This is a genomic window from Amedibacillus sp. YH-ame10, from assembly GCF_053848885.1.
On the sequence record NZ_JBSPFA010000022.1, the window covers coordinates 1 to 13,709 of the forward strand.

Genomic DNA, 13,709 nt, shown 5'->3' on the forward strand with positions numbered 1-13,709 from the left:
GCAATGGAAACCCTCTATCGAAACAATTCTATATAAAATATGCTGAACCGCCGTATACGGAACCGTACGTACGGTGGTGTGAGAGGACGATAAATAAAATAATTATTTATCTCCTACTCGATTTTATCCTAAAATTGATAATTTCAAAGATTTATTTACGTACAATTTGCAAATATATAGCGTGATAGGGTTTTCATGATGGAATTTATCCAAAGCAATACAGAACATTAACTTTGTGTTAACGAAAGTCGTTCGAAAACAAGGTACACTACGTTTGTAACATAAGGAGGATCTATGAAAAGAAAAGAACGCTGTGAAATATTGATACATTGTAAAGAAAACTTTCTTGATAAATGGGCGGATAAACTAGAAAACAGTGCACAGATGACATTGTTAGAAGAACCAGCAACCGGACTTGTTATGGTCAAGATGAGAGAGAGTGCTCAAAATTCCTTGTTTTATTTAGGAGAAGTATTTGTTTCAGAGGCAAAGGTATCTTGTAATGGACATATTGGAATTGGCATCATTACTGGAAATCAGCTACAGAAAGCATATGACTTGGCAGTGATTGATGCGGCTTATAAAGCAGAGCTGCCCTTGTTAAGTGAGTTTGAAATAGAGTTAAAGAAAGAAGCGGTACGTTTACAAGAAGAACGTACACAAAAACATCGAAAGATTATGAAGACCAAAGTGAACTTCGATACGATGGATGTATAGGGAGAACAATATGAAATTTGATATGGTATTTGATGTACAGAAAGCATTTCGTAAGGTAATAAAAGCATTCTCCTATCCAGGAGATATTCACTCCCTTGCGGAAGAAGTGCAATATATGGATCATGATTGGAGTTGTTATCCATCGACACGTTTGCTTATGCATATGTTGTTGGATACAGATACAAGTTTTGCATTAGCAAGTAGTGATTCAACACTTGCGGTGGGGTTTAGTAATATGACGTATTGTCCTTGTGTGGATGTGAGGGAAGCTGCCTATATCTTTGTATGTGGTGCTTCTTCTACCTCTTTACAAGAACTCATTGAACAAGCAAATGAGGGAACCCTAAAAGATCCTCAACTAGGCGCAACGATGATCATTGAATGTGAAGAATTAAGTTCTAGTCATCAGTATCGCGTGCAAGGTCCAGGGATTCAAACAGAAAAATCAATTGGTATTCGAATGAAAGAAGAATGGATGCTGGCAAGAAATGAAAAGAATAAAGAATTTCCACTGGGAATCGATTTGATTTTTGTGGATCGTAAAAACAATATGATGGCGTTACCAAGAACCACAAGGATAGAGAGGAATTAGCACATGGCATATGTAGCAGTCAAAGGTGGCAGTGAAGCCATTGAAGAAAGTATTCGTCGTTTGAAGTATGAAAGAGTCAAACAAGGCGTATGTGCAGATGTAAAAACGATTGAAGGAAGTATGCGTCTATTGATAGATCAAGTGATGAGTGAAGCTTCTCTATACGCTCCTGAACTAGCAGCACTAGCAATCAAACAGGGAGAGGGTTCTATGGAAGAAGCAGTCTTTCTTTTAAGGGCATATCGATCCACTCTTCCTAGAAAATATTATTCCACAATCATTGAAAGTGAAAGCATGCAAGTAGAACGTAGAATATCCGCAGCATTTAAAGATATACCACAAGGACAGATTTTAGGATCTACGTATGATTATACGCATCGTTTGTTGGATTTTACATTGAGTAAAGAGAAAGAAAAAGATATCAAAAAATACCTACAGGAATTCTTAAATGAAAAAGAAATGGGGACAAGTGATGATTTGCGAATTCCTAAAGTAAGTGAATATTTAAGAAAAGAAGGGTTGTTGCCTGAAGTTGAAATAAATAATCAAAAACCAAAAGATACAACGAAACAGATGTTAACCTTTCCAACCGTGCGTAGTGAACGCCTTCAAATCTTAAGTCGAGGAATGACGCAGGCAGTTACGGCATTGGGGTATGCATCCTTACGAGGATATGGCGTTGTACATCCTACGGTAAGTGAACTTCGTGTTGGTGAATTACCAATTTATATCGCAGATCCTTATGGAGAAAGCAAAGATGAAGATTGTTATTATATTGGAGATATCAAGGTAACAGAAGTAGAAAGTTTGATTCCTGTAACGAAAACAAATAGTAAGGGAGAAAAAGAGTTAGAGTTTCAAATTGGATATGGGCTTACGTATGGGCAAAATGAAACAAAGACCATTGCGATGAGTATATTGGATCATTGTTTGGAAAGTGAAGAAAAGAAGTTTGCGGTAAATGATGAAGAGTTTGTGCTTTATCATATCGATTCTATTGAAGCAACAGGCTTTATTTCTCATTTAAAGTTGCCACATTATGTAACTTTCCAATCCAAGTTGAATGCGATGCGAAAAACTAGAAAAGAGGCAGACGATGAAAAAGAAATATAATTATGCATTCTTTGATGAAGGAAGTAAGCGTGAAATACGCCGATCCATCCTAAAAGCAATTGCGATCCCTGGGTATCAAGTACCTTTTGCCTCAAGAGAAATGCCCATTGCTAGAGGTTGGGGAACAGGTGGTATTCAGTTGACCTTATCCTTGATAGGACCAAAAGATAGTGTGAAAGTGATTGATCAGGGTAGCGATGAAAGTGTTAATGCCATTAGTATCAAAAATTTAATACAAGAAACTACAGGAGTAAAGTTGGTAAATGATAGTGAAGAGGCTAGTTTGATTCAATCAAGACATCGTATTCCAGAGATTGGGTTGCATCAAGACCAAATCTTAATCTTACAAGTGCCGACTCCAGAACCATTGCGAGAATATGAACCAAGTGAAAGGGTTACGAAACAACTTCATGCGGAAAAAGAATATACAGGAGCTTGGTTGATGTTGTATGAACAAATTATGAAGTTTGATGATATGACAAGTGGAGCGGATCATCCTGTGATGGTACATGATCGTTATGTGATGGCACCTTCTCCCATTCCTAAGTTTGACAATCCAAAAATGCATGAGAGTGAAGCTTTAATTTTGTTAGGGGCAGGAAGAGAAAAGAAAATCTATGCAGTTCCACCTTATACAAAAGTAGTTTCACTAGACTTTGAAGATAAACCATTTCAAAGGGAAAATTTTCAAGGGAAATCTTGTCGTTTATGTGGGGCAAAGCATGTGTTCCTAGATGAAATCATTCATGAAGAAAATGGAACTGTCTATTATCAATGTAACGATACAAGCTATTGTTTGCAAAGAAGAAATAAGAGAGGATAAGTATGGAGCAGGAAAAACCAATGATGCGTGTACGCAATCTAAACAAACAGTTTGGAGATGGATGTGTACATTGCAAAGATAAACCAGATGCATTACAAGGAAATTATTGTCCAGTTTGCGGGACCGTATATGCTTGTCAAGATATTAGCTTTGATGTATACGATGGAGAAATTTTAGGAGTCGTTGGAGAGAGTGGAAGTGGGAAGTCAACGATGATGAAGTGTTTATACTTTGATCAAGATGTAACGAGTGGGGAATGTAGCATCCGTACCTATCAAAATGGGGAAGCCAATATGTTTGCACAATCATCTCAACAACAGCGCTATATTCGTAATCATGTATTAGGTATGGTGTATCAAAATCCGTATTTGGGATTACGTATGAATTTTACAAGTATCGCAAATATTGCGGAGAAATTGATTGCGGCAGGAAATCGCAACGTTGCCTTTATGAAACAGCGCGGAGAAAATCTATTGGATGAAGTAAAAATACCTGTATATCGAATGAAAGAAGAACCTCGTAATTTTTCTGGAGGTATGCAACAAAGAGTACAAATCGCGAAAGCATTAAGCAACAATCCGCCAGTCTTATTACTTGATGAAGTGACAACTGGATTGGATTTGAGCGTACAAGCCAATGTATTGGACCTAATCAAATCAATACAACGAGAATTGCATGTATCCATGATTGTTGTTTCACATGATTTAGGCGTCATTAAAATGTTGGCTGATCGCACGATTGTGATGTTGGATGGAAAGATTATTGAACAAGGATTAACTGATCAAATCATGGAAGATCCACAACATCCATACACGCAACAACTTGTATATTCACTACTATAAAGGAGCTCATATAAGATGAAAGCAATTACAAATGGAATCATTGTTTTAGAAGATAAAATATTGAGGGATCATGTAGTACTTATTGAAAATGATTGTATTGTGGGGATATTACCAACGATGGATATGCCATTGGTGGATGAAGAATATAACGCTTATGGTGGGTATGTGACACCTGGTTTTATTGATATTCACTCTGACCATATTGAAGCTATGGCTGCACCTCGTCCAAGTAGTGTTATGGATATGGAATTGGCGGTTTATGAATTTGAAAAAGAATGTTGTACACATGGGATTACAACGATGTTTCATTCTGTAAGTATTTGGGAAGGTGTAGGTGCATCTCCTATGAGAAAGCCAGAACATGTAAAGAAATTAGCAGATATCATTGAGAAGAGCCATTCTCAATTGCATTTGATTCATCATCGCTTTCATATGCGTTTCGAGATTGATAATATCGCACAATTTCCTTTGATGATGGAATATTTGAAAGAGAAACGTGTACACTTGATTTCATTTATGGATCATACACCAGGACAAGGTCAATATCGTAATATTGAAACATATCGTAACTATGTACGCTCTGCGAAGAAATTAAGCGAAGAAGAGGTTGAACAAGAAGTACAACGTCGTATGGATGGAGAAAAACTTACCTTAGAAATGATAGAAGAAGCAGCGACGCTAGCGAAACAACAAGGAATTTCTATCGCATCACACGATGATGATACGATAGAGAAGTTGGATATCGTAAAGGGGTTTGGTGCAGTGATTTCAGAGTTTCCTATTACATTAGAAGTTGCGAAGAGCGCAAAAGAAAAAGGGATGTACACAGTTGTAGGTGCCCCAAATATCTTGTTGGGTGGTTCTCATTCAGGGAATTTGAGTGCGAGTGAGGCAGTAGAAGCAGGGGTTGCGGATATTCTATGTTCAGATTATTATCCAGCAAGTTTATTACATGCCATATTTATTATGGAAGAAAAGGGACAGACAATTTGGGATATGGTCGCAAAACTTACGATACATCCAGCACGAGCAACAGGAATTGATCATATCGTGGGTTCTATTGAAAAAGGAAAAAAGGCAGACTTGTTGATCATACGTAAATTACCGAATGGATTACCTGCCATTACAGATGTGTTTGTGGATGGAACTTGCATTGCGCAAAACCATTATAGGGTATAAAAATGAAATTAGGTAAAGAGGTTGTCATCGGGGAAGATGTGGTATTGGATGAGGTAGAATTTAGTACATATAACAAAGTGGGAGATAATAGTGTTTTAGAACATGTTGTGATGATGGATTATTCCTATTGTGAACCAAATTGTATGTTGCAAAATACAACCGTTTTAAAGTTTGTGGATATTGCGAGAAATGTTCGTATTGGAGCGACGCAACATCCTTTAGAAAGAGTGAGCGATCATCATTTTACATATCGAAGGAAGATGTATGATATGGATGATCATGATGATGAAGAGTTCTTTGAGCGAAGAGAAATGAAGCGTACTTATATTGGAAATGATGCTTGGATTGGACACGGTGCGATTATTGAAGCTGGTGTGAAAATAGGAAATGGGGCAGTCGTTGGTTCTGGGGCAGTGGTGACCAAAGATGTTCCTCCTTATGCGATTGTTGCAGGTGTTCCCGCAAAGATACTCAGATTTCGCTTTGACTCTGAACAAATAGCCGCATTAGAAGAAATCAAATGGTGGGATTTTGAGGATGCATATATACGAGAAAATTTTCAGGATTTTCTGTTGGATATTGATGCGTTTATAAAAAAATATAAAGGAGATTACAAACATGGAGAAAGATAACTTGTTGGAAATAGAGAATCTAGGTAAAACATTCCACATGTATGTCAATAACGATAAGGTGATTCATGCGTGTAAAGGGATATCTTTGAGTATTAAAAAAGGTGAATTCGTTGGTATTACTGGAAAAAGTGGTAGTGGAAAATCAACAATCTTAAAAGGTATATATCGAACAAATCTTCCGGATGAGGGTTCTATAGTATATGATAGTGAACGCTTTGGAAAGATGGATATATGCCATGCGAGTGAGCGTGAAATGATGTATCTTCGAAAGCATGAAATTGGTTATGTTTCTCAGTTTCTTCATATTATGCCAAGAACGAGCGCAAGAAGTATTATCGAAAATGCGGTGATGGAAATGGGGAAAACAAAAGAAGAGGCGCAAGAAGAGGCGATTGCGATGTTGAAGCATTTTGAACTTGATGCCTCGCTTTGGGATATGTATCCAAACACTTTTAGTGGTGGAGAAAAACTTCGTTTAAATATTGCGGCTGCCATGGTAAAACGTCCAAGATTATTATTGTTGGATGAACCTACCGCAAGCTTGGATGCGAGTAGCAAACAGAAAGTTCGAGATTTGATTGAACAATTGAAAAATGAAGGAACAACGATGTTGGGGATATTTCATGATTTAGAGTTTATGGAAGGTCTTTGTGATAAAGAATTTAATATGCAACAGGGCTTGATGGTATGAACACAGTAGATTTACACATTCATAGTGAATATAGTGATGGATCTTGTAGTGTGGATGAAATCTTAGATATAGTCGAAGAAAAGGGGATGTATGCTTTTTCGATTACAGATCATGATACCTTTGCGGTATATGAGGAATTAAAGAACAAAAAGTTTTCTGGACAGTTAATCAAAGGAATTGAACTTTCTTGTGTAGATACAAGGACACAAAAGGATGTTCATATCCTTGGATACTGTCTGCCAGAGAAGACAGAGCATATTGATATTTTATGTGCGAAGACAAGAGAGAGATTGCATGAAAAGGCATTATGGCAAATTCAACAATTGCGAGCGCATGAATATGAGATAACAGTAGAAGAAGTACAACAATATGCGAAAAAAAGTGGGACGATTTATAAACAGCATATTCTTCAGGTTTTGGTAGATAAAGGGTATTGTGATGAACTATATGCTCCATTGTATCAGACATTATTTAAAAATTCTGGTATCTGTCAAAAAGAAATGGAATATCCAAGTGTTAAAGAGGTGATTGAGGCAATTCATGAGGATGGAGGTATCGCTATATTGGCGCATCCATATCAAAGTCATGTGGAAGAGGAGTTGTTGCGGTTTTATGAACTTGGTATCAACGGAATCGAAGTTTATCATAGTTCACACAACAAAGAGCAAGTGGAATATCTCCATGCATTTGCGAAAAACTATCACTTGTTACAAACGGGGGGGAGTGATTTTCATGGTAAGTATGGCAAGGAGCCGATGATTGGTGAAGTTCAAAGTGAATGGAGAAGTGAGGAGCATTGTTTATGCAAAATGAAATACTGGAAAGCACAATATTATTTGTAAAAGAATGCGGCAAGTTTTTACGTAAGGAATATACCAACCAAATACGTGAAAAAGAGGGATGTTTTGACTTGGTAAGTGATTTGGATGAAGAAATAGAGAGAAGGATTACGACTTACCTGTCTACGAAATATCCTACTCATTATTTTCTTGGTGAAGAACAACATCGAGAAATGGGGGAAGATTTATGGATTATCGATCCGATTGATGGGACAACAAATTTTATAAGTGCACATCAGGACTTTGCGATATCTATTGCATATTATCATGATTATTTGCCAGTGTTTGGAATTGTATATGATGTGATGAAAGACGAGATGTTTGTTGGGGTTTATGGGAAAGGCGCTTATTTGAATGGAGAAAAGTTGGAAGTTATAAAAGATAAAAGGTTATCAGAGTGTGTGGTGGATGTAAGCTTGCATACCATGGCTAGCGTTTATGAGCGTTATGGGAAACATTTGATAGCTCTTCAAGGAAATATTCGTGGTCATAGAAGCTTAGGGTGTGCTTCTCTTAGTATTTGTCATATTGCGAGTAGGGCGTTAGATGCGTATATATCGATGCATGTGAAATGTTGGGATTATGGGGCTGCTATGATTGTTTTAAAAGAGGCTGGTGGGTTTTGTGAAATACAGGGAGACTTTTTCACATCATCTTCTACTGGAGCTGTGTTTGCGAATACAGATGGGGTGTGCAAAGAATTAGTAACGTTTTTATCAAACTAGATGAGGGTATAGGTAGATACAGCAAGTTTGATATGAAATCTTATAGGATATAGTTCCATGTTAGTAAGGCGTGTATGTTCTGGATAGAGGATATGCACTTTTTTTTAGGTTAGAAAGGATGTGTGATAGGGGAAGGAAAATCAAATTGAGGGAGAAATTGGAAATATAAAATTTTTATTCGCAAAATTCAGCGATAAATAAAGGGGAATTTAGAAATATATTATAAAGTGAATGGAGAATTTTTTTGAATATGCTATACTTCATTTACATTATAAAAAACGTTTACTATACGTTATAAATGATTGCGAGATAGGACAAGAAAAAAGAGTTTTGTGATAGTTTTATAGTATTTAAGGATTTTTTCATAATTGGATTGTTATACTTGAGACATCTTAAGGAGATAGAAAGGAACTGAATATATGTTATTTCAAATATTAAAAAAAGATATGATGAAAAGAAAAGGCGTAAATGCTATCCTCTTTTTGTTTATCACATTAGCTACTATATTTCTATCAAGCAGTGTAAATAATATTATGATTGTCTCATCTGCCGTTGATTATTATATGGATTATGCAAACATTCCTGATACTAATGTTGTATTGAACTCAGAAAAATATAATGCAGAAATTAACGCATGGTTAAATACGCAAAAAGAAGAGGGATTGGTTACAACGTATGATTATAGTACTTTTCGAATGCTTCCAAACAAAGCGTTGGCGCAAGTAGATGGAGATGAAAAGAAAAGTATTGATAGCAATGGAGCTTCCTTATATATATGTGCAATGGATGTTGATTATAATAAAGTATATGATCAACAAGGAGAATCATTTGCACTAGCTTCAGGAGAGGTGGCGATGTCCACATCGCTTATGAATCGCAATAAGTTGAAAGAAGGAGACAACTTAATTTTATCAGTAGATGATAAAGAACGTTCGTTTAAAGTAACCGTGGAAATGAAAGATGCGGCTTATGGAAATGAAATGGTTGGAATGAGTCGTATTGTAATGAATGAGGATGATTACAAGGAAGTAGGAGAACATTTTACGACACTTGGATTATATTACATCATGTCTCCTGATGAAGTTACATTCTCTAAAAAACTTGATGATCAAGGGTTTCCAAGTATCTTTAATGCAGTTTCAAAGAGCATGTATAAGATGGTGTATTCGTTTGATATGATTATGGCAGGGCTTCTGATATTGATTGGTGTATGTCTAATTTTGATTGCGATGTTAGTTCTTAGATTTACTTTGGTATTTACGATGGAAGAACAATATCAAGAGATTGGAATATTGAAAGCGATTGGTCTTCGAGATTTTCAAATTAAGAAATTATATCTAATTAAGTACTTGGCCATTGTAAGTGTTGGTGCGTGCTTGGGATTGTTTATAAGTATTCCAGTAAGCAACTTTATGATTGCAAGTGTAAGTGAAAATATGATTATGGCAAGTGGGGATATTAATATAGGTATCAACCTATTATGTGCAGCCTTTATCATTATCATGGTGTTATCGTTCTGTTATTTCTGTACACGCAAACTAAATAAAGTTTCTGCCATAGCAGCAATCCATGGAGGTAGTAAAGGCGAAAGCTTTCATGAAAGACCAGGGTTGAGCTTGGCAAAACGTCTCCATATGCCAGTTTTCCTATATTTAGGACTCAATGACATATTTGTTCATATTCGTCGATATGCAGTTTTGATTATCACATTTTGTCTTAGCTGTATTCTTATGACGATACCTTTGAATACACTTAATACTATGACAAGTAGCGAGATGGTTACCAAGTTTATGTTAAATCCGAATAGTTCTGTCTTTGTACGTGAAATAGAATCAAAAGATGAAGGACAGTATTTGAGTGTAGATGATTTACAAAAAGGGATTACCAGATTACAAAAAGAAATGAAAGAAAAAGGATATGAAGCTGAGTTTACATCTGATTTAATTTTCTTCTTGAAATTTCGTGAAGATGAAAACGCAATGAGCCGCAAAGCCATGAGTGTTCAAGTGATGGGGAAAGAAAACGATTTTGCGCATTATTCCCAAGGAGAGGCGCCAAAGCTTATCAATGAAATTGCATTTTCAAAATCTATCATGGAAGAAGAAGGCTGGGGTGTTGGAGATTATGTAGAGACAACCATTAATGGGAAAGAACAGCGTATGTTAATCACAGGTTCTTATACTGATTATATGCAACTAGGAATGAGTGCACGTTTGAACCCACTTGTGGATACAAGCGAAGAAATTATGTTTGATTATTGGAGTGTGATGGTTCATTTGGATAGTGATTTATCTCAAGAAGAACTTGCGAAGAAATTGAGTGTAGACTTTCCAAATTATGAGTGGTTAACAGGACAAGAGTTGGTAAATCAAAATGTGGGAGGAATACAAGATATTTTAGGACAACTTGTGGTTCCAATGACTGCGATGCTATGCTTGGTGATTATGTTGATTACATTGTTGATGGAAAAGTTATTTATTACTAGAGAAAAAGGGGAAATCGCGATGATGAAAAGTGTTGGATTCCGCTATCGTTCCATTTGCAATTGGCAAGTAGGTAGAATGACTTTGGTAGTATTGGCTTCCTTCCTGATTTTGGTGCCTTTAAGTTTATTGAGTAACCAATATCTATTAAAACCTATCTTTGCTATTATGGGTGCAGAAGTAGATATACAAATTGACTTTTTACAAGTATATGTTGTGTATCCTGGGATTTTATTAGCGGGTGTTATGATTGCGACATTATTGGCAGTTCATGGTGTTAAACGAGTAGATATTCGTGAAATGAATAATCTTGAATAGGAGGAGAATCAAAATGCAAACATTAAAGATAACGAATCTATGTAAAACATATATAGTAAATAAACGACAAAACAATGTGCTACGTAACGTGAATTTTGAAATACAAAATGGGGAAATGGTCGCTATTATGGGACCTTCAGGATCTGGGAAGACGACATTATTGTATACTGTAAGTGGGATGGATCAGGCAACAGCAGGAAATGTTGACTTTTTCGGGAAGGAACTCACATCTTTGAAATCAAACGAAATGAGTGATCTTCGTTTACAAGAGATGGGATTTGTTTTTCAACAAATGTATATGCTGAAAAATCTTTCTATCTATGATAATATTGTATTACCAGCATATCAGAGTAAAGAAGGGAAAAATGCACAGGGAAGAAAAGAAATCAAAGAGCGGGCACAGCTACTTATGAGTAAACTTGGTATCAATGAAGTAGCCCATAATGGGGTAAATGAAGTTTCTGGTGGGCAATTACAACGTGCATGTATATGCCGAAGTTTAATCAATAACCCTAAGATTGTATTTGCGGATGAACCTACAGGGGCTTTGAATAAACAAAACTCATTAGAGGTTATGGAAGAGTTGAATCGTATCAATGAAGATGGAACTAGTATTATGCTTGTTACGCATGATATGAAAGTTGCGTCCAAATGTGAGCGAGTTCTCTATATTGAAGATGGAGATATTCGTGATGAAATCTCCCTTGGAAAATGGAGTACTGCGCAAGATTTATATGCAAGAGAGCGAATGCTGAATGAGTGGTTGATAAAACTTGGATGGTAGCAAAATGAAAGATATCTTACTGATTGAAGATAATAAAGAATTAGCAGAATTAATGAAAGCCTTTCTAAACAAGGAAGGTTTTTCGCTATACCACGCGACCAGTGGCGAAGAAGCTATTCTTTGGCTCAATGAACATACTACAAAACTACTTTTGTTGGATATCATGTTACCAGAAATGGATGGTTTTGCTGTTTGTAAAGAGGTACGAAAACAACAAAATATACCAATTATCATTATCAGTGCGAAATCAAATAAAAGTGATCAATTGATGGGATTTGAATTAGGTGCTGACGATTATTTAGAAAAACCAGTTGATATAGATATCCTTTGTGCAAAGATACGTGTTTTAATGCAGCGGTTTTATACGAAACAAATACAGAGTGATTTGTTATATTCTGGCGCAATTTGTATTCATGAAGAAGCTCATCGTGTTTTCCTTCATGACAAAGAACTTGAACTTAATGTAAAAGAGTATGAATTGCTTATGTTACTTGTGAAAAATACAGGAAAATCTTTACAAAAGGAATACATATTTAATCAGATTTGGGGATTTGATAGTTTCAGCGAAAATCAAACATTAACGGTGCATATCAAAATGCTGCGTTCAAAAATAGAGGATGATCCTCGCAACCCAAAACGTATTCAAACTATATGGGGGATAGGATATCGCTATGAAGAAGTATAATCAAATGATTATCATAGTGATTCTATTGTACTTTGGATTATCAATATTTGCAGGAGCTTCTTTAGTGAAAATGGAGCATGATAGTCAAAATCAATATCGAATTGAAATAAATCGTATATTAAAACAATTAAAGGATAAGGAATCATTAAAAAATTTACAAATAGAAAAGTTTACGTATGTTAAAAATGTAGACTTTTTAAGTGATTTTGAAAATAATGCAACTGTAATTAGTGAGTTTTATCAAGAAGAAAGTAGCCTCAATGTGATGATAAAACCATGGCTTGAGGATAATCAGTTAAAAGGTTATTTAAAATTCACATATCAACTTCCTAGATATAATGAAAAAAATATACTTGTCTTGGTCGAGGGATGTCTATTGTCTTTGTTCATCTTCATATTATGTATTATGCTTTACATTCGTAAATTCATAGTTCGTCCTTTTCACCAACTAAGTGATTTGCCAGAGAAATTAGCATATGGACATTTTAAAGGGGATATAAAGATAGAAAAAAGTAGATATTTTCAAAAATTTCTATGGGGGATGAGTCAACTTAAAGACACGTTAGATACATCAAAAAATCGACAGTATGATGTGTTGAAAGAAAAGAAACAAATGCTTCTTTCTTTATCACATGACATAAAGACTCCATTAAACTTGATAAAGCTATATGGGAAAGCTTTGGACGAAAACCTGTATGAGGATGAGAAAACTCGAAAACATGCCATCCATCAAATTCAATCAAAGAGTGAAGAAATCGATAGATATGTTGAGCAAATTATAAAATCTTCAAAGGAAGATATAATCGATTTTACGATAGAAAATACAGATTTTTATCTAGCTGATTTAATAAAAAATGTAGTTACAATCTATGAAGAGCAATGCGTATTACGAAATATTACATTACATGTAAATCCTTATAAGAATCGTTTGTTGAATGGGGATATTCATCGTGCACAAGAAGTGTTCGAGAATTTGTTTGAGAATGCATTTAAATACGGAGATGGAAGATTGATTGAAATTGATTTCTATGAGGAAGACTATTGTCAGTTAATCAAAGTTTACAACACAGGGAATTGCGTATCAGATAATGAATTCAATCATTTGTTTGATAGTTTTTATCGTGGCTCAAATATAGATGGGAAATCGGGAAGTGGACTTGGATTGTATATATGCAAAGAATTGATGAGGAAGATGAATGGCTCTATATTTGCGCAACAAGAGATAGAAGGAATGTCATTTGTACTTGTATTTCGTTGATGATAGATGTTACACTAAAGCTATAAGT

At 35.6% G+C, this 13,709-nt stretch carries 14 protein-coding genes; all 14 read left to right on the forward strand.

All coding sequences use genetic code 11. From position 1 onward, the window contains the following. Window positions 1-294: 294 nt before the first annotated feature. Complete coding sequence (gene phnG / locus ACWG42_RS10225; RefSeq protein ID WP_455792081.1) at window positions 295-717, forward strand: phosphonate C-P lyase system protein PhnG; 423 nt, start codon at window positions 295-297, stop codon at window positions 715-717. Between the two features lie 10 nt (window positions 718-727). Then, window positions 728-1,309, forward strand: coding sequence for a phosphonate C-P lyase system protein PhnH (gene phnH, locus ACWG42_RS10230; protein ID WP_455792083.1), 582 nt, complete (start codon window positions 728-730; stop codon window positions 1,307-1,309). Window positions 1,310-1,312: 3 nt separating this feature from the next. Continuing rightward, complete coding sequence (locus tag ACWG42_RS10235) at window positions 1,313-2,422, forward strand: carbon-phosphorus lyase complex subunit PhnI (RefSeq protein ID WP_455792085.1); 1,110 nt, start codon at window positions 1,313-1,315, stop codon at window positions 2,420-2,422. Then, window positions 2,406-3,245 (forward strand): alpha-D-ribose 1-methylphosphonate 5-phosphate C-P-lyase PhnJ, encoded by an 840-nt coding sequence (locus ACWG42_RS10240; RefSeq protein WP_455792087.1) that lies wholly within the window; start codon window positions 2,406-2,408, stop codon window positions 3,243-3,245. The genes ACWG42_RS10235 and ACWG42_RS10240 overlap by 17 nt, the downstream gene beginning before the upstream one ends. A gap of 2 nt (window positions 3,246-3,247) precedes the next feature. After that, entirely contained in the window at window positions 3,248-4,087 is an 840-nt protein-coding gene (locus ACWG42_RS10245; RefSeq protein WP_455792088.1) for an ATP-binding cassette domain-containing protein, read from the forward strand. A 15-nt stretch (window positions 4,088-4,102) separates the two neighbouring features. After that, window positions 4,103-5,266 carry a phosphonate metabolism protein PhnM gene (gene phnM, locus ACWG42_RS10250; protein WP_455792090.1) on the forward strand — a complete coding sequence of 388 codons (1,164 nt, stop codon included), beginning with the start codon at window positions 4,103-4,105 and terminating at the stop codon, window positions 5,264-5,266. A gap of 2 nt (window positions 5,267-5,268) precedes the next feature. Next, window positions 5,269-5,898: a DapH/DapD/GlmU-related protein gene (locus ACWG42_RS10255; protein ID WP_455792091.1), complete on the forward strand. Its 630-nt coding sequence runs from the start codon at window positions 5,269-5,271 to the stop codon at window positions 5,896-5,898. Then, on the forward strand, window positions 5,885-6,589 hold the full coding sequence (locus ACWG42_RS10260; RefSeq protein WP_455792093.1) for a phosphonate C-P lyase system protein PhnL: 705 nt from the start codon (window positions 5,885-5,887) through the stop codon (window positions 6,587-6,589). Before ACWG42_RS10255 ends, ACWG42_RS10260 begins: the two co-directional genes overlap by 14 nt. After that, the gene (locus ACWG42_RS10265; RefSeq protein WP_455792095.1) at window positions 6,586-7,431 is read left to right on the forward strand and encodes a PHP domain-containing protein; all 846 of its coding nucleotides are present in this window, start codon (window positions 6,586-6,588) and stop codon (window positions 7,429-7,431) included. Before ACWG42_RS10260 ends, ACWG42_RS10265 begins: the two co-directional genes overlap by 4 nt. Next, entirely contained in the window at window positions 7,392-8,153 is a 762-nt protein-coding gene (locus tag ACWG42_RS10270; RefSeq protein ID WP_455792096.1) for an inositol monophosphatase family protein, read from the forward strand. Before ACWG42_RS10265 ends, ACWG42_RS10270 begins: the two co-directional genes overlap by 40 nt. Before the next feature lie 446 nt (window positions 8,154-8,599). Beyond that, window positions 8,600-10,954, forward strand: coding sequence for an FtsX-like permease family protein (locus ACWG42_RS10275; RefSeq protein WP_455792098.1), 2,355 nt, complete (start codon window positions 8,600-8,602; stop codon window positions 10,952-10,954). A 13-nt stretch (window positions 10,955-10,967) separates the two neighbouring features. Next, window positions 10,968-11,738 (forward strand): ABC transporter ATP-binding protein, encoded by a 771-nt coding sequence (locus ACWG42_RS10280; RefSeq protein ID WP_455792099.1) that lies wholly within the window; start codon window positions 10,968-10,970, stop codon window positions 11,736-11,738. A 4-nt stretch (window positions 11,739-11,742) separates the two neighbouring features. Then, complete coding sequence (locus tag ACWG42_RS10285; protein ID WP_455792100.1) at window positions 11,743-12,423, forward strand: response regulator transcription factor; 681 nt, start codon at window positions 11,743-11,745, stop codon at window positions 12,421-12,423. After that, window positions 12,410-13,681 (forward strand): sensor histidine kinase, encoded by a 1,272-nt coding sequence (locus ACWG42_RS10290; protein ID WP_455792102.1) that lies wholly within the window; start codon window positions 12,410-12,412, stop codon window positions 13,679-13,681. Before ACWG42_RS10285 ends, ACWG42_RS10290 begins: the two co-directional genes overlap by 14 nt. Window positions 13,682-13,709: the final 28 nt, after the last annotated feature.